The sequence below is a fragment of the Nonomuraea sp. NPDC049695 genome, from assembly GCF_040674955.1.
GTDB lineage: Bacteria > Actinomycetota > Actinomycetes > Streptosporangiales > Streptosporangiaceae > Nonomuraea > Nonomuraea helvata.
On sequence record NZ_JBFANV010000082.1, the window covers coordinates 17,584 to 38,679 of the forward strand.

Sequence of the window (21,096 nt, forward strand, 5' to 3'; positions counted from 1 at the left end):
GCTACCTCAGGAAGCCCTCGTAGTTGCGCTGCTGGAGCTGGGCCTCGATCTGCTTCACGGTGTCCAGCCCGACGCCGACCATGATGAGCACGCTGGTCCCGCCGAACGGGAAGTTCTGCCGCGTACCCGGATCCTTGAGGACCGCGAAGGCCACCAGCGGCAGCAGCGCCAGCGCCCCCAGGTAGACCGCCCCGGGCGCGGTCAGCCGCCCCAGCACGTACGCCAGGTACCGCGCCGTGGGACCCCCGGGCCGGATCCCGGGAACGAACCCCCCGTACCGCCGCATGTTGTCCGCTACCTCCACGGGATTGAAGGTGATCGACACGTAGAAGTAGGCGAATCCCACGATCAGCAGCACGTACACGCTCATATAGAACGGACCCGTGGTCAGGTTGCGCTCCACCCACGCCTGTCCCGCCTGGCCGAGCAGCGGCGCCGCCAGCGTGGGCAGGTACAGCAGCGACGAGGCGAAGATCACCGGCACGATCCCCGCCTGGTTCACTTTCAACGGGATGTACGTGCTGCCACCTCCGTACATCCGCCGCCCCACCATCCGCTTGGCGTACTGCACCGGGATCCGCCGCTGCGCCTGCTCCACGAAGACCACGGCCGCCACCAGGCAGAGCCCCGCCGCGACCAGCACCGCGAAACTCAACGGGCTCATCACGAAGATCTTCGCCATGTACGCCGGGAAGACGGCCACGACCTGCGAGAACATCAGGAGCGACATCCCGTTCCCGATCCCGCGGTCCGTGATCAGCTCGCCGAGCCACATGACCACGCAGGCCCCCGCCACCATGGTCAGCACGATCACGATCACGGCGAGCAGGCCCTCGTCCCGCAACAGCGGCCGCGTGCAGCCGGGCAGGAGCTGCCGGGCGCGGGCCAGCGCGACGACCGTCCCGGCGTTCAGCACGGCGAGCCCGACCGTCAGGTAGCGCGTGTACTGCGTGATCTTGGCCTGGCCGCGCTGCCCCTCCTTCCTGAGCGTGTCCAGCCGGGGCACGAGCACGGCGAAGAGCTGCATGACGATGCTGGCCGTGATGTACGGCATGACGCCCAGCGCGAACACCGACAGCTGCAGCATCGCGCCCCCGCTGAGCATCTGCACCATGTCGAACAGGCCGCCTCTGGCCGCTCCCACGCACTCCCGCACGGTCATCACGTCCACCCCCGGCGCGGGCATGAGCTGCCCGAGGCGGAACAGCACGATCAGGCCCAGCGTGAACAGCAGCTTCTTGCGCAGCTCGGGCACCCGGAAGGCCCCGGCCAATGTCCTGGTCAGGTCGGTCAGCATGGTCAAGGAGTCTGACCCGGGGCGGCCCACGGGGTCGTCCGCCGAGACGAGGCACCCGCGTACGCAGATCCGCGTACGCGAGAGACCCCGTCAGACGCGGTAGTCGTCGTCGCGCGCGTCCAGGATGGCCATGTGCCCCGGCAGGTGGCCGATCGCGTACTCGACGCCGCTGGCCATGACCGCCGCCTGAGGCGTCACCCCGCACGCCCAGAACAGCGGCACCTCCCCCGCCCGCACCTCCACCGGGTCGCCGAAGTCGGGCCGGGCCAGGTCGCGGATCCCGATCGCCGCGGGGTCGCCGACGTGCACCGGCGCACCGTGCACCAGCGGATAGCGCCCGGTCACCTCGACGGCGGTCTTCACCAGCGCCTCGGGCACCGGCCGCATCGACACGACCAGAGGCCCCGAGAGGCTGCCCGCCGCCTGGCAGGGGACGTCGGTGACGTACATCGGCACGTTCGTCCCCATCTCCAGGTGCCGCACCGGCACCCCGGCCGCGAGCAGCGCGGCCTCGAAGGTGAAGCTGCACCCGATGAGGAACGGCACCAGGTCGTCCCGCCACTCCGCCACCACGTCGCCGAGGTCCGCGACCGGCTCGCCGTCGCGGTAGAGCCGGTATCCGGGCAGGTCGGTACGGAGGTCGCCAGGGAACAGCGGCGTGGACCAGACCCCCGGCTCCCCCACGTCGAGCACGGGGCACGCCTGCGGGTTCTGGTGGGCGAACAGCAGCAGGTCGTACCGGAGCCGACTGGGCACGGCGATCAGGTTGGCCTGCGTCCAGCCCCGGCACCAGCCCGCCGTGGGCACGCGCTCGCCGGCGCGGAAGCGCTCCCGGGCCTGCGCCGGGCTGAGGTCGGCGACGTTCACTCCCCGACAGTATGGTGGGCCGCGTTCGACGGTCCACCACGGCTCGCGGGCCCCTTACCTGAGGGGCACTCACATCAAGCGGCGAAGCCGGTGATATTGGGGCTTTCCGGGGTAGCGAGAGCGCCGTGCGCCTCGACGTGAACCTCCTCGACTACGTCCTCATCGCGATCTACTTCGCCACCGTCCTCGCCATCGGTGTCGCCGCGCGCAGGCGGATCAGCTCGAGCCTCGACTTCTTCCTGGCCGGCCGCGGCCTGCCGGCCTGGATCACGGGGCTCGCGTTCGTGTCCGCCAACCTCGGCGCGATCGAGATCCTCGGCATGGCGGCCAACGGCGTGCAGTACGGCGCCATGACCGTGCACTACTACTGGGTCGGCGCGGTCCCCGCGATGGTCTTCCTCGGCCTCGTGATGATGCCCTTCTACTACCGCTCCAAGGTCCGCAGCGTGCCCGAGTTCCTGCGCAAACGCTTCAACGGCGCGACGCAGCTGCTGAACGCGATCACGTTCGCGGTGGCGCAGATCCTCATCGCGGGCGTGAACCTCTACGCGCTGGCCCTGGTCATGGAGGCGCTGCTGGGCTGGCCGCTGCCGGTCTCCGTGGTGGTCTCGGCGGTGATCGTGCTGTCGTACATCACGCTCGGCGGGCTCTCCTCGGCGATCTACAACGAGGTGCTGCAGTTCTTCGTGATCTTGGCCGGGCTGATCCCGCTGACCGTGCTGGGCTTGATCAAGGTGGGCGGCTTCTCGGGGCTGGCGGACAAGGTACGGCAGAGCACGCTGGGCGAGGGCGGCCTGCACACCTGGGCGAACACCGCGGGCGAGAACCCGATGCACGCGCACTGGATCGGCATCGTGTTCGGGCTCGGGTTCGTGCTGTCCTTCGGCTATTGGACCACGAACTTCGCCGAGGTGCAGCGGGCCCTGTCGGCCAGGAACACGAACGCGGCCAGGCTCACGCCGATCATCGCCTCGTACCCCAAGCTGTTCATCCCGCTGGTGACGGTGCTGCCGGGGATGATCGCGCTCGTGCTGTTCAACGACTGGGGCAAGGGTCAGGACTACAACAGCGCGATCCCGCTGCTCATGCGGGACCTGCTGCCGAACGGCGTGCTGGGGGTCGCGGTGACCGGGCTGCTGGCCTCGTTCATGGCGGGGATGGCGGCGAACATCAGCGGCTTCAACACGGTGTTCACCAACGACATCTGGCAGTCGCACCTGCGTCCTGACCGCGACGACAGCCACTACCTGCGGGTGGGCCGGATCGCGACCGTGGTGGGCGTGGCGCTGGGCGTCGGCACGGCGTTCATCGCGGCCGGCTACTCCAACATCATGAACTACCTGCAGGCGCTCTTCTCGTTCTTCAACGCGCCGCTCTTCGCGACCTTCATCCTCGGGCTCTTCTGGCGGCGGATGACACCGTGGGCGGGGTTCTGGGGGCTGCTCGCCGGCACGTTGGCGGCCTTCGCGTCCTACATCGCGTACAAGGCCGGGATCGTGGACTTCGGCACCGAGCTGAACGCCAGCTTCTGGGGCGCGGGCCTGGCGTTCGCCGTGGACATGGTCGTGTCCGTCGCGGTCACGCTGGTCACCACGGCGAAGCCGGTCGAGGAGCTGCGCGGGCTCGTGTACGGGCTCAGCGCCGTCAATCTGGAGGACGACGCGCTGGCGGGCGACACACGGTGGTACCGCTCCCCCGTGCTGCTCGGCACAGGCGCCCTCGTCCTCGCCGCAGCGATGTACGGGGTGATCATATGAGTGACATCAGGATGGTGATCGGCGGGCTGTTCCTGCTGTACGGCGTGATCCTCGTCGTCGCCGGGGCACTCGGGAGCGCGGTCAACCTGTGGACCGGCCTGGCCATGGCCGTCTTCGGCGGCACGTTCGTGGCCTGGGCCCGCCTCAGACGGCTCTGACGGGGGATGGTGAACTTCCCCGACTACGCCGCCGTGTACGCCGAGTACGTGGTGGCCAGGCCGCGGCACCTCGCGCGCAAGCCCGCCGGAATCGATCACGTCCAGGCCGCCGCGCTGCCCATGCCGGCCCTGACCGCGTTGCAGGCGTTCTCGGACATCGTCGAGATCTCGCCGGGGCAGCGGGTGCTCGTCCACGCGGCCGCCGGCGGCGTGGGACCGATGGGCAAGGGGCAGGACTACCCGCTCCGCTCGCTGCGCGTGCTGCGCCCCGGCGGCACGTACATCGCCGGCTCGGGCATCTCGCCCGAGGACCGGGCCGCCTATGACCGGGCCGGGATGCGATACGGACTGTTCAGCGTGGAGCCGGACCACGCGGCGCTGGCGGAGATCGCCGCGCTGGCGGCGGACGGCCGGCTGGTCGCGCACGTGGACCGGGTGTTCCCCCTGGCCGACGCCGCCAAGGCGCACGCGGTCATGGAGGGCGGCGACTTCATCGGCAAGCTCGTCCTGTCGGTCGCCGGCTAGCCCTCAGCGCCCTCAGTATTCGACCTCGAACGTGTGGGGGCCCAGGGCGTACCCGTCTCCCCTGGGCAGCACGTACCCGTGCTCGATCAGGTGCGCGAGTGCCTCGCGCACCTCCTCCTCGGTCAGCCCGGACGCCCGTACGAGCCCTGCCAGGCTCGCCCCTCCATGCTCGACCGCCTGCGACGCCACCGCCTCGTACACGTGGATGTCGACGTCGGACAGAGCCTGCACATCGTGTGTCATGAGCGCTGCCTCGCCCCCTCTCTCAACCGGTACGGATCGACCTCGCGATCCGGGTAACGACGGAGGTACTCCGCCTCCAACTCGTTCGTGCGTGACGTGTGCACCGCCAGAGCGTCGTCCGATCCGTGGAAGAACGTGTCACTCCGGGTGGTGTGCAGTTGCCGTAGCTCGCGGAGCAGATCCTCGTCGCTGAGCTGCGCGGCGTCTATTCCCATCGTCGTCATGGGCTTCCCCTACCCCCGTCCCCTCGACAATATCTGTCACATTTCCTGACATATGGGCATTGTTTGTAAGAGATCGCCGCCTTACCGTCCCCTTATGGACCTCGAGCTCAGGCACCTCAGGATCGTCCGCGCGGTCGCGGACGCAGGAAGTGTGAGCAAGGCCGCGTCCCTGCTCGGGCTGGCACAGCCGGCCCTGACCGCCCAGCTCAAGCGCATCGAGAGGGGACTCGGCGGCACCCTTTTCGAGCGCGACCGGCACGGCGCGAGACCCACCAGGCTGGGCGAACTCGTGCTTTCCAGGGCACGAGTGCTGCTCCCCGCGGCCCAGGAGCTACAGGAGGAAGCCGTACGTTTCGCCGCCTCCCCCTCCTCCCCCGGCTACCGCATCGGCGCGACCAACGGCCCCATCCTGGGCGGCCTGGTCGACCGGCTGGCCAGGGAACGCGCGGTCAGCACGTACACCTCCTGGTCCACGCACGAGCTGACCAGCATGGTCGAGCTCGGCCGCCTCGACTACGTGCTGACCGGCGCCTGCGGCGACTCCGGCACCCCCGCCGGAGCCCTCGTCTGGGAGTCGATCGCCCTCGATCCCGTCTTCTGCCTGGTCGGCGAGGACCACCCGGCCGCGCAGGAGAAGGAGGTGGAGCTGGCCAGCCTCGCCGTCGAGCACTGGGCGGTGACACCGGGCGACGGCTGCTTCGCCGACTGCTTCGCGACGGCGTGCGCGCGTGCCGGGTTCACGCCCGGCACCATCTACGAGACCGACGTGTCCACCTGCACGCACCTCGCCCAGGTGGGCCGCGCGGTGGTGCTCTGCCAGGCCACCCACCAGCCCGCCCCCGGCCTCGTCATGGTGCCGCTCGCCGGGGCGCCGCTGCGCTGGCGCCAGCTCCTCGGCCGCCACCCCACCGCACCCGACACCGCGTGGGTGGTGGCCCAGGCCAAGCAGGTCCACAGGGACGCGGTACGCCGGAGCCCGGTCTACTCGGACTGGCTCGTACGGAACCCAGGTCATGGCACCGCCCCCTGACCCTCGCCGTCGCCGCGGGGAGGGCGCGGGGAGGGCGCGCCTCCCGGCCCCCTCCCCTTACGCCAGGCTGTACTCCCACCCCGGCCGCCAATCGAACGGCGCGTCAACCAGCTCCTCCAGGGACGCCCCATCCAGCAGATGCTGCAGCGCCCACCGATTGGCAGAGTGCGACACCAGCAGCACCTCCCGCCCCTGCCACTCCTCCATCACATCCCGCAGAAACCCCGCCGTCTCCGCCACGACCTGCCGATAGCTCTGCCCGCCCGGCCACGGCGTATCGATGTGCCTGCTCCGCAACGCCGCCACCTCGCTGACCGGCCGCCCGTTGTAGATCCCGTAGTCACATTCCCTGAGCCGCCGATCGAGCCTGATCTCCTTGCCGCTCCCCGCAAAGGCGATCTCCGCCGTCTCCACGGCCCGCCGCAGGTCGGAGGCGTACACGACATCCACCTCCCGCCGCCGCGCCCCCAGCTTCACAGCCTCCGCCCGCCCGCGCTCGGACAACTCACCGGGCAACCACCCGGTGGCGATGCCCGTCTCGTTGTCCACGGTGATCGAATGCGTCTCGTAAACCAGCTTCACGGCCACGCCCAGACGCTACCCGCCCCACTTTCCGGCCGGAATATGATCGAGTCAGGCTCCAACAACGTTGCCGGGCATGGAATGATGTCGGCGGAGACCTGTCTCCCGTTCGGCGGGGAACGACGACCGGATCCGATGCTCTAGTCTTAGCATGCGCGGGGGCTCGGCACGGTCCTTCGGACATCCCGCCGCACGGCACACAACTTAATCCAGGGGCGGTAGCTCAGCCGGTCAGAGCATCGGACTCATAATCCGTGGGTCGTGGGTTCAAGTCCCACCCGCCCTACTCTCCAACACCGCTTTTGACCTGGGGTTTCTCGGTTCTCGCCGGCCTCTGGGCTCGTTGTTGATCACGGTTGGTTGCTCGGTGGTTGCTCTTGTGTACGGACCGTGTATCACGGTAGATCATTTAGGCGGTCACCGTCAGTTCAGACCCCAGAGATGACCATCGGAAGATCAAGCCCGAAGGTTTGCGCGGCGTTGCCGGTCAGCGGGCCGCGGGATGCACGGTGGTCGCTGACCTGCTGGGGGTGCAGCGGCCGGCCGATCTCGTCGGTGAAGACGAACCCACTGTTGGTCCAAGCCTCGCCCGCCGCCCTACAAAGGAGTCAGTAGTCGCCGTCGCCCTGTAGGTGCCACTCGTCGCCGTGCTCTTGAGTACCGCCCTTCATCAAGGCTCCATGACAACCCGCGGAGCGAAGCCCTTGCAGCCTCGTGGCGCTTGTGGGCGGTCGCCCTTCATCAAGGCACCCAGCGAAAGTTGAGCGGCGGGTCAGGCTCGACCAGTCACAGCGCACTTGGGCGCCGCCCTTCATCGAGGCATTACTCCGTCGTTGACAAGTCGGGGCGGATCCCACAGCGGACGTTGCAGCGCTCAGGGGCGCCGATCCTTATCGAGGGGTGATCGTACTGCCCTCAGAGGCCTTCAGGTAGGTACGCGCTCTTGGACGACCTACGAGGTGTCACGGCGCGCTCCTCAGTTTCGGGTCGCGGGTTCGAGTCCCACCCGCCCTACCACGCACACCTGCGGCTTCACGCGGATCTGTAGTCGCGTCATCTGATCGCGGGTCACGGTGAGCCACATGTGAGTCACGTCGCCTTCCCAGCCTCGGCGATCTTCCGGTTGGTCGCACGCACCGCCCTCAGCACCAGCCGCGCGGTCGCCTTAGCGCTGTCGTGATACAGCTGTGGCAGCAAAGGTATCGGCGGTCAGCACGATGCCGGCATACCCCAGCGTGTTCTGCATCAGGGTGGCAGAAGCGCGGAAACGCAGCATTCTCCTCAGCTTGAGGACCGGGACTCAAGCCGACTTGCACTGGTCGGGACGACGACACAGTCGACGTCGGTCAGTACCTCGCCGCCTTCCACCGCACCGGTGAACGGGAACGAGGCTCGCTCACGGTAGGGTTCTGGCGGACTTTCTCGAAATGGGCGGCACGGGTGAGTAAGACCAATGAGCTGATCAGCGCGGCGATGGAGGCGCTCGCCCGCGAGGATCAGGCGGCCTTCGACTCCGCCGCAGCCTTCCTGGCCGACCGGGACGACGCCGATCGCGTGCTGGTGGAGGTGGCGAGCCGGGCGATCTCGACGTTGTGGCGGAACGGCTGGCAGCCCGCCGACGTGGTCAGGATCGCGGCCAGGCGGCTGACCGACTGGCACGGGCGGGCCGCAGCCGACCTCATCGCCTGGGAGATGCGGGCCTACGCCCCGGCCGCGGTGGATGAGCGCTGGCGCGACCAGCTCGCCGGCCTGGAGGCCGCGGTGTGGTGGAAGGGCGGCTACCTGGCGGCGCGGCAGGCGCGCGACGGGGCCGGCCGGCTGATGACCGTCTCCGGCGCGCTGGAACTGCTGGGGTTGCTGACCGGGCTGCCCCGGCTGGAGTCGTTGAGCCCGCCGCCCGGGGCCGCTCGCCGTACGGTCCGGGCACGCTCGCACGCGGTCAGCGAGAAGACGCTCACGCGGGTGCGGGCGCTGCTCGCCAAGGCGGAGTCGACAACGTACGAGGCGGAAGCGGAGACGTTCACGTCGGCGGCGCAGAGCTTGATGGCGAAGTACAGCATCGACACGGCGATGCTGGACGCGCAACCAGGCGGAGGCGAGGCCCCGGCGGGCATCCGGGTCGGCATCGACGCGCCGTACGAGCAGCCCAAGGCCGTGCTGCTCAACCTCGTCGCCGAGGCCAACAGGTGCCGGGTGATCTGGTCGAAGGAGCTGGGGTTCGCCACCGTGCTGGGGTTCTGGGCGGACCTGTCCTGGGTGGAGATGCTGTTCACCTCGCTGCTGGTGCAGGCGCAGACCGCGCTGGTGAACACGGGCACCAAGAAGCACGGCACCGGCCGATCCAGGAACAAGACATTCCGCCAGTCGTTCCTGTCGGCGTTCGCCTCCAGAATCGGGGAGCGGCTGACCGAGGCCACAGCGGCCGCGGTCTCGCAGGAGAGCGCCAGCCGGGGCACCGACCTGATGCCGGTGCTGGCGGCCCGCGAACAGGAGGTGGAGCAGGCGGTCGAGCGCATGTTCCCGAACCTGGTCTCGCATGCGGTCCGCACGTCCTGGGACCAGGAGGGCTGGGCGGCGGGCCGTACCGCCGCCGATCAGGCCAGCCTCAGGGTGCGGGACCGATAACGCTCAAGGCGCCGAAGCGTTTGCACGTCGCCGTACTGCTCGCGCAGCCGGTTGACGAAGCGCTGGAAGATGCCGTGGTTGTGCAGGAGGTGCAGGCCTGGCTCGTTGTCGACCTGGTAACCGATGACGGCGGGATGATCGGCGTAGCGCTCGACGACCTTATCAAGAACGCCGCCATGCAGGTCATCGACGATTGACAAGCCCAGGAACGCTGCCTGCCTCAGCTTCTAAACGCGCTCAACTGTGGCTCCAACAACCGCTCCGCGTTGGTGACGGCGGCGCTGATGCCGTATCGCAATCGCTCGTCACAGTTGGTTTCTCAATCCATGAAGACGTGGGTGCCCGGACCAGCGGTCTTCTGGAGGCCACTAGGCAGGACGACGGTGGCCTCGGTTCCGGAGGGCACGGTCAGCTGCACGTGCAAGTGGCCGTCATCGAGCCGCCACCCCATCTCAATCCGCCCGTACGGCGATTCATGGACCGCCTCCGCCCACGTCAGGCCCCCGCCGGGACGAGGCCGCACCAGGAAACGCCGGTAACCGGGTTCGAGCAGTTCGAGGCCTGCCACGTGGCGGTGCAAGAACGACACGACGGCGCCCTTGGAATAGTGGTTCAGGGACGCGTTGACCGTCCCGTCGGCCGTGACACCGTTCCAGTTCTCCCACACGGTGGTGGCACCGCGGTCGATCATGACGAGCCATGAGGGTTCGGTGTCCTGCCGAAGCAGATCGTAGGCAAGGTCGAGGTGACCGGTATCGGCGAGCACGGGCAGCAGATACGGGGTGGCGAGGAAACCCGTGCCCAGGTGGGTGCCCGCCTCCCGCACCAACTCGGTCAGACGAGCGGCGACCTTGGGCCGAAGCTCGGTGGGGACGAGGTCGAAGGCGAGCGCACGGACGTGATTGGCCTGCGTGTCCGGGGTCAGCCTGCCGTCAGGCCCGATGTACTCGGCCTGCCACGCGGCACGGACCTTCTCGCTCAACGCGCGGTAGCGCTTGACCTCGTCGGCGTAGCCGAGGACCTCGGCGATCCCGGCGGCCAGGTCGGTGCTGTGGGCGTAATAGGCGGTGGCGATGTCCCCCTGGTCCAGCCGTCCGTGGGGGGTGAGGTCGATGACCTGCTCGCCAGGTACGAGCCATTCACCCCAATGGGAGCCGGCGTCCCACAAGTACTGTTCGTGCGGCTCGGGTGTGGGCCGGGCGGCCGCGCGCAGCGGGTGCCGCTCGGTACGAGCGCTGCGTTCGACCCGGCTCAGCCAGGCTGTGATCACGGGCCAGGACTCGGCCAGAATTTCGGTGTCGCCGTACGCCCGGTACACCTCCCACGGCACGATCACTGCGGCGTCTCCCCAGCCCGCCGACCCGTTGAGCTGGTCGGCGATGCTGTGCGCCTCATCCGGAGCGTAGGGACTGAAGTGCACGACGGTCCCGTCAGGCCGCTGGTCGGCGGCGACGTCCCGCAGCCATTTCACCGAGAAGCCCGCCACGTCGAACAGGAAGGCCGCGCTGGGGACGAACAGCTGCCAGTCCCCCGTCCAGCCGGCACGTTCCCGGTGCGGGCAGTCGGTCGGGATGTCGCAGGCGTTGCCTCGCAGGCTCCAGACGACTGCCTCGTGCAGCCGGTTGATCCGCTCGTCGCTGCAGGCGAACCAGCCGGTGCGCCGCAGATCCGTGTGCACCACGATTCCGGCGATGTCGTTGGATGTCAGGTCCTCGGGGTGGCCCTCGATGCGGACGTACTGGAACCCGTGTGTCGTGCGCCGCGGCTCGAAGACCTCCCCTGGCACTCCTGCGGAGGTCACCTCGTCGATCTGTCCGGCCGGTTTCGGGTCCGGGAACGTGATGGCGAGGTTGTCGGTCGTCACGTCTCCCGAGGGGTCGAGCCACTCTCCGTGGACGAGGCGGACCGTCGTTCCCGCCGGGCCGAGCTTGGAAAGCCGGACCCAGCCGTTGATGTTCTGACCGAGATCGACCACTTGCCGGTGCTCGTCCAGTCGGCGTACCGACACCGGAAGCACTTCCTCGATCTGACGCACCGGTGGTGCGGGAGAGTCGACCAGAGTGTTGAAACCTCGCGGATCGGTGGCGGCGTGCGGCCAGGCGGTGTCGTCGAATCCCGGCCGTGACCAGCCGTGCGGTAGCCTCCGCAGGTCCCAGCGTTCACCGGCGATCAGGTCCGCGGCGACGACATGCTTCTTAGTGCTGCTGCGCCACTGCGGGCCGGTGCCCAGCACGGTCACCGTGCCGTCGGGGTGGGTCAGGCGCATCTGCACCAGCAGCGCGGGCCGGCTGCCCCACTGGTCGCTGTGGCGGAAGTAGCCGATGAGGCCGCGGTACCAACCGTCTGCCAAGATCACACCGATCGCGTTACGGCCCTGAACCACCTCGGAAGTGATGTCGTACGTCTGCACCTGAAGTCGGCTGCGGTACTGCGTGAAACCGGGGGTGAGTTCGGCATTTCCTATCCGTTCGCCGTTGAGGAAGCCTTCGTAGATGCCGTGGGCCGTGGCGTACAAGCGTGCCGAGGCAACCGGGGTGTCCACGTCGAACTCGAAGCGCAACAGGGCGGCGGGCCGGGCTCCGGGCGTGCCGTCGGCCGGCCGGCCCGGAGTGATCCATTCAGCCTGCCAATCGTCGGGGTGGAGCAGTCCCGTCTCGAAGGAGCCGAGGGCCGACCAGTCGCTCTCGCCGCGGTCGGTCCAGATCTTGACCTGCCACTCGACGCGCTCGCTGGAGCGCAGCGGAGGTCCTGCGTAGGGAATCAGGAGGTTGTCTCCGGATGCGGTCCGTCCGCTGTCCCACCCGTTGTTCGTACGGATCTGATAGGCGGTCTGTACGGCTGTGCCCGCGGGCAGGCGCCAGGACAGCCGGGGCCGTACGACACAGATGCCGACCGCTTCGTCGAGGTGCTCGACGCGCAGATGCGTGGGAGCGGTCGTCGTGATCATGAGAGGCCTTCCCCGTGATAGCGGAAGTCGCTGAAGTGGACGGTGCCGTGCTCGGCGAACACGCCCACCACCCGGCCGGTGAAGGGGACAGCCGTCTCGACCGACCAGAACCGGCCGTCGAACTCGGCAAGGCGGGTCTCGGTCCCCGTCGCGTCCACGGCGGTCAGCCGGATGAGGTCGCCGTTGGGCGACCACGGCGTCGTACCCGGTGGCGGCGTGTCGGTCTCCAGCCGCAGCAGGACCGGCCCACCGGCCAGCTCGGCTGCGCTCTTCTGGGTCAGGGTCGGCAGGCACGCTCGTGCCGTGACCCGGGTGCCGGTTCCGGACGGGGTTCGTTCGGCGATGAGGGCGATGGTGAAGTCCTCGCTGAAGCGCAGGCCAAGCCCGCCTCTGCCGTCGGCAGGGTCGATCGTGGTCTCGAAGAGGCTCTTCAGGTGGCGTTGGCGACGGCCGATGAAATCAGGGCGGAAGGCATCGATGCCGCCGGAGGTGGCGCGGATCGTGAGATGGCCTGGTCGTTCACCGCAGGACGCCACCTGTGCCGGGGTGCGGCCCACCGCCAGCCAGCCTGGATCTGTCAGGGCGCGGTCATCGGTGAAGCCGAAGTGCTCGTCCACCGGTTCGGGACGTGGTCGGAGGTCTACCGGTGCCGGTTGGGGCCAGCCGTCGGCCCATTCGACGGCCGTGACGTACGTCTCGCGGCCCAGTGGGGAGGCCGCGCCTGCCTGGCGCGTCCCCAGCAGTACGAGCACGTCCGTCCCGTGCGGCCCGGGCACCAGATCGGCGTGTCCCGTGCACTGGACGGGGAGGTACCGGCCGGAGGCGCTCAGGACGGGATTGTCCGGCGCGCCCTCGAACGGCCCCTCGATGGAACGTCCGCGGGCGACGCTCACGGAGTGACCGCTGCCGGTGCCGCCTTCGGCGATGAACAGGTACCAGTAGCCGTCGCGCCGGTACAGGTGAGGGGCCTCCGGAGCGACCAGCCCGGTGCCGGACCACAACGACCGCGGCTCCTCCAGCACTTTGCCGGCGTCGAGATCCACGCGGGCCTGCCGGATGCCGTGGAAGCCCACCTGCTTCACGCCGTCGAGCTCCAGGGCGCTGTAGGTGACGTAGGCGGCCCCCGTCTCGTCCCAGGCGAGGTCGGGGTCGATCCCGACGATCCCGTCGACGGAGATGCCGTCGCTCCACGGCCCCGCGGGGTCGTCGGCGGTGAACACGACGCAGCCGCGCGGGCCGGCCGTCACGGAGACGATGACGTGGAACCGGCCGTTGTGGTGGCGGATGGTCGGAGCCCACACGCCCGCGCCCGCGGGCGAGTGTCCGATGCCGACCTGCTCCTCCCGCGTCGCGACGTTGCCGATGTGCTCCCAGGTGACGAAGTCGGTGCTGCGGTAGATCGGCAGACCGGGCAGGTACTCGAACGACGAGGTGACCAGGTAGTAGGTCCCGTCGACGAGGACGCAGCTGGGGTCGGGGTTGAAACCCGGAATCAGTGGATTGGGCAGGTTCATAGCAGTCCTCGTGGGGGATCACGTCGGTGCCAGCCGAACGACGCTTTCGGGGTTCGCTTGAGGCTGTCCGGGTCCACGTGGACGATGCCGTAACGCGGGCTGAGCCCGGCGGCCCATTCGTAGTTGTCCAGCAGGGACCACAGGCAGTGGCCGCGCACTCCGGACGCCGGCCGGATCATCCCAGCGCTCGGGAGAGCGCCTTGATCACGGACTTTCCTCGGTCCCAGTCGCCCATGCGGTTCGTCAGGTAGGCGAACCCCACCCTCGCGTCGACATCGGCGAACGCGACCTGTCCGCCCGCGCCGTCGTGTCCGAAGGAGCTCGGTGACAAGTACCATTGCCACTCCGAGGGCACCATGACGCCGGCGCCCCAGGACTGGTAGGGCGGCGGCTGGGGAAGGTAGCCAGGTCCTTCGCTGCGTGTTTCCCGCAACGCATCCACGGTCTCGTCATTGATCAGGCGCACACCCTTCGTCGGCGCGACAGTGGCGGACCACATCTTGGCCAGTCCGTTCGCGGTCGCGATGCCGGACACGCCGGCGAATTCGGCCTGGTGGAAGCGCGGTTCTTTGAAGTTGTCGAGGGTGATCGCGCCCCCCAGAGTCAGCGCGCGATCCAGCCAGCGAAGCGTCTCGGGGTCGCCCTCCGGCGGAGCCGACAGTGTCTCCATCTCGACCATATGGGTCACCCTGAGCTCCTCCGACTCGGGAAGGCCGAGCCAGATGTCGGCGTCCAGTGGCTTGGCGACGAGATCGTCGAGGCAGCGCCCGATCGACCGGCCGGTGGCGAGCGTGACCAGTTTGGCGGTGAGCGCCCCGTGAGTGACCGCGTGGTACTGGTGATGCTCGTTCGGTGGCCACAGCGGGGCCTGGGCGGCGAGCACGTCCGCCATCCTCAAGGGGTATATGGCCTCCTCCAGCGTGAGGTCGCGAAGCGGAGCCGACAGGCCTCCGCGGTGCGCGAGCGCGTCACCGATCGTGACCTGGCCCTTGCCGTGTGCGCCGAATTCCGGCCACAGCTTGATGACCGGGGTGTCATACGGGGGCATCATGCCCCGCTCGACCAGCATCGCGATCAGCACTGACGCCATGCCCTTCGTACATGACCAGGTCACCGACAGTGTGTCGAAGGTGAACGGGCGCCCGGTGCGTACGTCCGCCATGCCACCCCAGAGGTCGATGACCGGCGCTCCGTCGATCCACACGGACATCGCGGCTCCGCTGCGGCCGTCGTCGGCGATGGTCCGGAGGAAGGCGTCGGCCACGTTGCCGAAGCCGGGAGCTACCAGCGGCTCATGTCCGTTCACGGGTAAACCACCCCATTCTCACTGCATGGTTTTCAGGATTCAGTCGCCGTACGGTGGTCGCCCCTGACCACCACCGTGCGGCGGTTCGCGAACGTCTGGACCTGGCAACGCGGTTGCGCGTGGGCGAGAAGGCCGCGAATCCCTCCAGGTCCCAGGTCAAGATCCGCTAGCGGACCACGACGCGCACCCGGCCCAGATTCGGCACCGTCGCGAAGGGTGTCCTGGTGTCACCGTCTCGGTGGGCGGTGGCTCGCAGCCCTGGGAAGTAGGTGCCGGGCTGGGTATAGGTGAAGGTCATCTGCACGTCCACGCGCTCGCTGGGAGATCCGAAGGGACGTGCGGCGAATGCGCCGTCGCCCTTGAAGTCCCATCCGGTAGAGACGATCTTGCCTGTGCCGGGCGGGACCTGGATCGTGGCCTTGAAGGTGACCGGCTTGCCGGCGCGCACCTGGACGGAGGTGCGGCCGTTGGCGGTCAGGTTGACGACGGGTTGCAGACCTCGGCGATCCGCGGCTTTCGCCGGTACCTTGACCTGGCTGTCGGTTACCTCGTAGCGGGTGGACCGCGGGGGTGTCACGCCCTTCTCGACCCAGGCGCTCACGTCTCGCAGCGCCTGCTGCAGGATGCCTGTGGCATCGATCAGGGCCGGTGTACGGGGGCCGATGTGGTCGGCGTGGTCGTTGTACCAGATCCGGAAGGTGTCGCGGGAACGCGCTCCCAGGGCCTGCTCGACCTGTTTGCCGTACCAGTCGGCGTCCCAGGGGAAGGCGTCGACGTCGAGGAGGTTGCCAACCATGATCATCTTTCCGGTGAGCTTGCCGGTGTGCGTGCCGCCGCCGCTGACGCCGACGGACACGCGAGGGCCGACCTGGATGTCGCGCTGAGGATGGATCGGCTGCCCGTCGGCGTCGCGGAACTGGTCCCAGGCGTGGAAGCCGGGCCGTGTCGGTACCTGGTGCCGGTGGTAGGCGGTGAGCGCGAGGGACCAGCGATTGTCGATGCGCAGCTTGGCGCCCTGGTCGATCGCGTTCAGTACCTCGGAGGTGTTCCCGCTGCCGAGGGTGAAGACCTTCGTGGCCGGGTCCAGTGCACCGGTGACCGGGCCGACCAGGATCGAGCCGTCGTAGACCGCGAAGTCCAGAGGGACCCGGCCCTGGCCGGCCGGCGCGTCGTCGAGGACCAGGCTCGCGGGCCTGTTCTGGGCGTCCCGGTTGACCCGGGTGATGGTGGCCGAGGTGTCGACCTTCTCCGCTCGGAACAGATCACCGAGCGGCGACTGCTCGGTGCCCAGGTAACCGGGCTTGCTCCAGAAGTCGTCCGCGTACGTGGGGTCCATGGCCCGGACGGTGCCCGCGAAGCCGAGCAGTCCTTGAGGGTCGTTCAGCCCGAGCAGGTAGGGGTAGTCCTCCCAGGCCCGCAGTGGGACGCCCATCCTCGTCACCTCGCGCAGCACCGTCCGCTGCGCGTCGGTGAGACCGGCGTACGGGTCGCCGGATCCACCCGGCCGCACCGCGTCCGCGATCTGTGCTGCCTTGTCCGTCAGGACCTGCCTGGCGAAGGCGCGCACGAAGAAGTTGTTCGGGATGGAGGTCGGCACGCCGGGGATGAACGGCACCGCGCCGTCCCACACGCCCGTGGTGTTCTCCATGGCGCCCACGGTCTGGTAGGAGCCGCCGCTGCCGCCGTAGATGTAGCCGTAGATCCTGCGCGACCCCGACCCGTAGTAGGCGGCGGCCACCGTCTTGGCGAACTTGGCCGCCGCCGCGTCGGCCTGGTAGCCGGCGGTGCCGTTGATCTGCACGGTGTAGGCGCCGCTGGCCGCGCCGAAGGCGATGGAGTCGTCTGTGGCGTTCTCGTTCTGGAGCGGGTAGACGAGCTGGAAGAACCGGCCTTGCCACTGGCTCTTGGGTGGGAGGTAGACGTTGAACTTGACGGTGGTGCCCTCGAAATGGCCCGAGACCTTGTGGTGAGGCACCGGGCCGGTCAGGTCTGTCTCGGCATCGATGACCGGGCGGTTGTAGGTGGGGTCGACGCAGTCGGCGGTCACCCAGACCGGTCCGCCGGTCTGGGCGGGGGCACACGGTTCCGACCGTGCCGCCGCGCTCGGCGCGGCCGTCACGGTGAGCAGGACCGCGATGCCGACGGCTGAGGGGAGGATCTGCATGGGTGCTCCAGGGGGTGGTTCGGTACGGCGGGCCAGACATCCCTGCCGTGCCGTCGGCACGGCTGACGGGGGCAGGCATTACCCTTCGAGCGACTCCTGCATCTTCTGCAGGACGCCGTCGACGGTGTCCTTGCCAAGCAAGATCGCCTGCATACCCTGTTGGGCCACCTCGTTCACCTTGGGATTGCCCCAGTCGGGAAGCTTGGTGGACTTGCCGGCGGCGACGGCCTCGTTGAACGAGGCCAGAACGGCCGGCGGTTGAAAGGCGTCGTTGGGGATCGCCGGGACGCTCATGTAAGCCTTGGAATACTCGTTGATGTGTCCGGGCTCGGCCAGCAGATTGAGGAAGGCCTTGGCCGCCGCGGGGTTCTTCGCCTGGGCGTTGCCGGACAGGGTGAAGCCGGGCAAGGCCGGCATGTAGGTGTCAGCCGGGTTGTCGGTGGCCGGTATGGGCGCCATGACGAACTCGCTGCTCGGTGCGGCCTTCTGTATGGGGGTCAGTCCGGCGCCCACCTCGGCGACGGCCAGGGCCTTACCGGCCGCCACCTCGTCGCCGCCCTGCGACCTGGTTCGTCCCAGGGCCCCTTCGCCGAAACAACCGGCGTCGTACATCTGCTTGTACTTCTCCAGCACCTGCTTCCATGGAGAAGCCGCCAGGGTGGTCTTCCCGTCCCGGACTTGCTGGGTGAAGTCGGGAGTCGGTCCGTACACCAGGGTCGAGGAGAGGACGAGATACATCATCTGAGGCCCTGCCGCGTCGTTGAAGCCCTGGGCGTAGGCGTAGACGCCGTGGTCCTTGGCGCTCTTGCAGAACTGAAGGACCTCGCTCCAGGTCTTGGGGACCTCGAGCCCCAGTTCCTTCAGCTTGGTCTGGTTGTAGATGCCGCCCAGTCCCTGGAGGGTCCCCGGGTAGGCGTACAGCTTGCCCTTGTCCGACAGGTCGTCCCGCCATAGTTGGGGAACGCCGGCGGCCCACGGTGAATCCGTCAGATCGAGCAGCTTGCCCTGGGAGCCCAGCAGTCCGACACCCATCGCCACGGAACGTCCGGGGAGAGAGATGAACAGGTCGGGGGCCGTACCGGCCTGAAGCTGCGTCGAGATGACGCTCATGACGTCGTCGCCAGAGTAACTGACGTCGACCTTCGTGCCTGGATACTTCTGTTCGAAGGCCTTGACGACCGGAGTGAGGGCTTCCTTGAAGGTGCTGCTGTAGATCATGGTCAGGGTTCCGCTCACCGCGCCGCCGGATGCGGTCGAAGCCGGAGCGGATCCCCCAGGCGGGGCGGTGGAACAGGCGGCAAGGGTGATGGTGGCCAGCAGGAGGGAGCCCACTACCGGCGTGCGCATCTTCATCGGTTTCTCCATGGGGTTGGTCAGTTCTTGCGAGGGTCAGCCCTTCAGGCCGCCGGCGAAGCCGTGGATCACGTAGCGCTGGAAGATCAGATAGAACAGCAGGACCGGGAGCATCGAGATGATCAGACCGGCGAACACCATCGGCCAGTCGGTGGTGTACAGGCCCACGAACTGGTAGATCGCGACGGGGAGCGTCTCCTGGTGGCTTCCGATCAGATACAGCAGCGGGGTGAAGAAGTCGTTCCAGATGCCGACGGCGTTGAGGATGATCAGAGTGCCGAGGACCGGTCGCAGGAGCGGGACCACCACGTGGACGAAGGCGCGGACGTCCCCGCAGCCGTCGATCCGGGCCGCCTCTTCGTACTGAAGGGGCACGCTGCTTCTCAGGAATGTGGTCACCAGGAAGATCGCGAAGGGCATCTGCAGGCCGGTGTAGAGGATGACCAGCGACCACAGCGTTCCGAGCAGGTTCAGATCCCGCATCATCAGGTAGAGCGGAAGCAGTGCGACCTGGAACGGCAGAAGCAAGCCGATGAGGAACAGGTAGAAGGTGACGTTCGACAGCTTGGCCGTCGAGCGGGCCAAGGGATAGGCCGCCATCGTGGCGAAGATGACGATCGCGAGGCAGGAGATCGTGGTGACGACCGTGCTGTTGACCATCGCCGGGCCGAGACTTGATTGCGTCCACGCCGTGACCAGGTTGGCGCCCGTAGGCCGTGAGGTCGGCACGAACGCCGGCGACAGGTCGTCGGCCGGGCGGACCGCCAGGTTCACCAGGATGTAGATCGGCAGGACGAAGACCAACGCACTGCCGTACGCGAAGACGTGATTGATCGTGCTGCTCAGCCGGCTCGTCTTCATGAGGTGCCCTTCTGCCGGCGCAGGATCGAGAACTGGACCAGGGAAAGGACGGCCACGATGAGGGTCAGCGCGACCGCCAGGGCTGTTGACGCCGCGTAGTCACCCTGCAGGCTGAACAGCCGGTAGATCGTCGTGCTGATCGTTTCGGTCTGCCCGGCGGGACCGCCCTGGGTCGTGGAGTAGATCTGGTCGAAGATCTTCAGTCCGCCGATGAGGCTCATCATCATGTTGATCATGAATGCCGGGGCGAGGAGCGGCCGGATGACGTACCAGAAGCGCCGCACCGCGCCCGCCCCGTCGAGGGAGGCCGCCTCCAGGAGCTCGACCGGCACACCCTGCAGGCCGGCGAGGTAGATGACCATCGACATGCCGGCGAACTGCCAGCACACCACCATGATCACGACGGTGAGCGCGGTGTCCGGCTGCCCCAGCCAGTCCTGCTGGAGCCGGCCGAGCCCCAGCGCATCGAGGATGTCGTTCACGGCTCCGATGCCGGGCGGCGCGAAGAGGTACTTGAACAAATACCCGCAGACCAGGGGTGACACGATGACCGGCGCGAAGATCAATGTTCGCAGCACGTTCCGGGCGAAGACGCGCGTGTTCAAGGTCAGTGCCAGCAAGAGGCCCAGCACGTTCTGGATGACCATCGTCGCGGCGGCGATGATCAGCGTGCGCACCAGGATCTCCGCGGATGCGCCTTCGAAGATGGATTCGTAGTTCCGCATTCCCACGAAGCGCTGAGAGGTGGTGAACGCGCTCCAGTTGGTGAAGGACAGGTAGATGCCCTGCGCCGTCGGGATGATGACCACGTAGAGGTAGAGCACCAGGCCGGGAATGACGAACCACCACAGGTTCCGTCCGACGGCGCGGCTCCGGACAGGTGGGCGGGTTTCGGGCGCGCGGCGCCGCACCTCGTTGCTGAGGGCTGTCGCCATCGAATCCTCCAGGGAAAGATCGGTCAGTAGGTGGCGCGGCCGCCGCTGATGTCGTAGACGGCTCCGGTTGAGAAGCTGAGCTTGTCCGAGGCCAGCCAGGCGATCAGTTCGGCGACTTCCTCGGGCTGGCCGACGCGGCCCATCGGGATGAGGCTGGTGATGTGGGCCAGCGCCTCAGGGCCGGTGGTGGCGTTCATCGGGGTCTCGATGACGGCCGGCGCTATGGCGTTGACCAGCACTCCGCTGGTGGCCAGCTCTTTGCCGAGGGATTTGGTCAGTGCGATGACGGCGGCCTTGGAGGCTGAGTACGGCGCCATGTTCGGGTTGCCGTCCTTGCCGGCCATGCTCGCGATGTTGACGATGCGGCCCCAGCCCTGCTCGCGCATGCCGGGGACGAAGGCGCGACAGGTGTTGAAGATGCCGTGCACGTTCACCTCGAACGTGCGCCGCCAGCCGTCCAGGGGGATCTCCCACAGCGGGACGTTGGGACCGACGATCCCGGCTGAATTGACGAGGATGTCGACGGCTCCCACTTGGTCGGCGGCGGCCTGGACGTCCACCGGGTCGGTGACGTCGCAGACGATGTCGGCCCCCTTGGCGATGTCGAGGGTGACGACCTTGACGCCCTCGGCTTCCAGGCGGGCGGCGGTGGCCTTGCCCAGGCCGCTGGCACCGCCGGTGACGAGGGCGGTTCTGGAGGGAGTCATG

Annotated in this window: 20 protein-coding genes and 1 tRNA gene; 6 read left to right on the forward strand and 15 right to left on the reverse strand. The window is 68.2% G+C overall.

The annotated features are described in order from the left end of the window. Position 1: 1 nt before the first annotated feature. Positions 2 to 1,297, reverse strand: coding sequence for a preprotein translocase subunit SecY (gene secY, locus AB0J64_RS44240; RefSeq protein ID WP_364041654.1), 1,296 nt, complete (start codon positions 1,295 to 1,297; stop codon positions 2 to 4). 90 nt (positions 1,298 to 1,387) lie between these two features. Then, on the reverse strand, positions 1,388 to 2,164 hold the full coding sequence (locus AB0J64_RS44245; protein ID WP_364041656.1) for a putative hydro-lyase: 777 nt from the start codon (positions 2,162 to 2,164) through the stop codon (positions 1,388 to 1,390). Between the two features lie 125 nt (positions 2,165 to 2,289). On the opposite strand from AB0J64_RS44245, the gene AB0J64_RS44250 reads away from it, so the two are divergent. The 3 genes from AB0J64_RS44250 to AB0J64_RS44260 are packed head-to-tail and all read left to right on the forward strand — an operon-like array spanning position 2,290 to position 4,604. Continuing rightward, positions 2,290 to 3,921: a sodium:solute symporter family protein gene (locus AB0J64_RS44250; RefSeq protein WP_364041658.1), complete on the forward strand. Its 1,632-nt coding sequence runs from the start codon at positions 2,290 to 2,292 to the stop codon at positions 3,919 to 3,921. Beyond that, on the forward strand, positions 3,918 to 4,079 hold the full coding sequence (locus AB0J64_RS44255) for a hypothetical protein (RefSeq protein ID WP_344985588.1): 162 nt from the start codon (positions 3,918 to 3,920) through the stop codon (positions 4,077 to 4,079). The genes AB0J64_RS44250 and AB0J64_RS44255 overlap by 4 nt, the downstream gene beginning before the upstream one ends. 6 nt (positions 4,080 to 4,085) lie before the next feature. Beyond that, positions 4,086 to 4,604 (forward strand): zinc-binding dehydrogenase, encoded by a 519-nt coding sequence (locus AB0J64_RS44260; protein WP_364041660.1) that lies wholly within the window; start codon positions 4,086 to 4,088, stop codon positions 4,602 to 4,604. Between the two features lie 12 nt (positions 4,605 to 4,616). Here AB0J64_RS44260 and AB0J64_RS44265 read toward each other — a convergent pair whose 3' ends face one another. Both AB0J64_RS44265 and AB0J64_RS44270 read right to left on the reverse strand, forming a co-directional pair. After that, positions 4,617 to 4,847, reverse strand: a complete 231-nt coding sequence (locus tag AB0J64_RS44265; RefSeq protein WP_364041662.1) for a hypothetical protein — start codon at positions 4,845 to 4,847, stop codon at positions 4,617 to 4,619. After that, positions 4,844 to 5,071, reverse strand: coding sequence for a DUF6158 family protein (locus AB0J64_RS44270; RefSeq protein WP_364041664.1), 228 nt, complete (start codon positions 5,069 to 5,071; stop codon positions 4,844 to 4,846). Before AB0J64_RS44270 ends, AB0J64_RS44265 begins: the two co-directional genes overlap by 4 nt. Positions 5,072 to 5,165: 94 nt before the next feature. Here AB0J64_RS44270 and AB0J64_RS44275 point away from each other — a divergent pair, with 94 nt between their 5' ends. After that, positions 5,166 to 6,101 carry a LysR family transcriptional regulator gene (locus AB0J64_RS44275; RefSeq protein WP_364041666.1) on the forward strand — a complete coding sequence of 312 codons (936 nt, stop codon included), beginning with the start codon at positions 5,166 to 5,168 and terminating at the stop codon, positions 6,099 to 6,101. A gap of 57 nt (positions 6,102 to 6,158) precedes the next feature. Here the strand turns inward: AB0J64_RS44275 and AB0J64_RS44280 are convergent, their stop codons facing one another. Next, positions 6,159 to 6,689 carry a histidine phosphatase family protein gene (locus AB0J64_RS44280; protein ID WP_364041668.1) on the reverse strand — a complete coding sequence of 177 codons (531 nt, stop codon included), beginning with the start codon at positions 6,687 to 6,689 and terminating at the stop codon, positions 6,159 to 6,161. Positions 6,690 to 6,895: 206 nt separating this feature from the next. Between AB0J64_RS44280 and AB0J64_RS44285 the strand changes: the two genes are divergently transcribed. Then, a tRNA-Ile gene (locus AB0J64_RS44285) sits at positions 6,896 to 6,969 on the forward strand. 1,154 nt (positions 6,970 to 8,123) lie between these two features. After that, on the forward strand, positions 8,124 to 9,308 hold the full coding sequence (locus tag AB0J64_RS44290; RefSeq protein ID WP_364041670.1) for a DUF2786 domain-containing protein: 1,185 nt from the start codon (positions 8,124 to 8,126) through the stop codon (positions 9,306 to 9,308). Here the strand turns inward: AB0J64_RS44290 and AB0J64_RS44295 are convergent. From AB0J64_RS44295 to AB0J64_RS44340, 10 genes are all read right to left on the reverse strand, one after another. Next, positions 9,278 to 9,508: a beta-galactosidase gene (locus AB0J64_RS44295; RefSeq protein ID WP_364041672.1), complete on the reverse strand. Its 231-nt coding sequence runs from the start codon at positions 9,506 to 9,508 to the stop codon at positions 9,278 to 9,280. The genes AB0J64_RS44290 and AB0J64_RS44295 overlap by 31 nt on opposite strands. Positions 9,509 to 9,627: 119 nt before the next feature. Continuing rightward, entirely contained in the window at positions 9,628 to 12,255 is a 2,628-nt protein-coding gene (locus AB0J64_RS44300; RefSeq protein ID WP_364041674.1) for a family 78 glycoside hydrolase catalytic domain, read from the reverse strand. After that, positions 12,252 to 13,769 carry a family 43 glycosylhydrolase gene (locus AB0J64_RS44305; RefSeq protein ID WP_364041676.1) on the reverse strand — a complete coding sequence of 506 codons (1,518 nt, stop codon included), beginning with the start codon at positions 13,767 to 13,769 and terminating at the stop codon, positions 12,252 to 12,254. Before AB0J64_RS44305 ends, AB0J64_RS44300 begins: the two co-directional genes overlap by 4 nt. After that, positions 13,766 to 13,948, reverse strand: coding sequence for a family 1 glycosylhydrolase (locus AB0J64_RS44310; RefSeq protein WP_364041678.1), 183 nt, complete (start codon positions 13,946 to 13,948; stop codon positions 13,766 to 13,768). The genes AB0J64_RS44305 and AB0J64_RS44310 overlap by 4 nt, the downstream gene beginning before the upstream one ends. After that, positions 13,945 to 15,075 (reverse strand): serine hydrolase domain-containing protein, encoded by a 1,131-nt coding sequence (locus AB0J64_RS44315; RefSeq protein ID WP_364041680.1) that lies wholly within the window; start codon positions 15,073 to 15,075, stop codon positions 13,945 to 13,947. The genes AB0J64_RS44310 and AB0J64_RS44315 overlap by 4 nt, the downstream gene beginning before the upstream one ends. Positions 15,076 to 15,241: 166 nt before the next feature. Next, positions 15,242 to 17,239 (reverse strand): PKD domain-containing protein, encoded by a 1,998-nt coding sequence (locus AB0J64_RS44320; protein WP_364041682.1) that lies wholly within the window; start codon positions 17,237 to 17,239, stop codon positions 15,242 to 15,244. 78 nt (positions 17,240 to 17,317) lie between these two features. Further along, complete coding sequence (locus AB0J64_RS44325) at positions 17,318 to 18,592, reverse strand: extracellular solute-binding protein (RefSeq protein WP_364041684.1); 1,275 nt, start codon at positions 18,590 to 18,592, stop codon at positions 17,318 to 17,320. 36 nt (positions 18,593 to 18,628) lie between these two features. Further along, positions 18,629 to 19,453 carry a carbohydrate ABC transporter permease gene (locus tag AB0J64_RS44330; RefSeq protein WP_364041686.1) on the reverse strand — a complete coding sequence of 275 codons (825 nt, stop codon included), beginning with the start codon at positions 19,451 to 19,453 and terminating at the stop codon, positions 18,629 to 18,631. Further along, positions 19,450 to 20,388, reverse strand: a complete 939-nt coding sequence (locus AB0J64_RS44335) for a sugar ABC transporter permease (RefSeq protein ID WP_364041688.1) — start codon at positions 20,386 to 20,388, stop codon at positions 19,450 to 19,452. The genes AB0J64_RS44330 and AB0J64_RS44335 overlap by 4 nt, the downstream gene beginning before the upstream one ends. Positions 20,389 to 20,411: 23 nt before the next feature. Continuing rightward, positions 20,412 to 21,095 carry an SDR family NAD(P)-dependent oxidoreductase gene (locus AB0J64_RS44340; protein WP_364041690.1) on the reverse strand — a complete coding sequence of 228 codons (684 nt, stop codon included), beginning with the start codon at positions 21,093 to 21,095 and terminating at the stop codon, positions 20,412 to 20,414. Position 21,096: the final 1 nt, after the last annotated feature.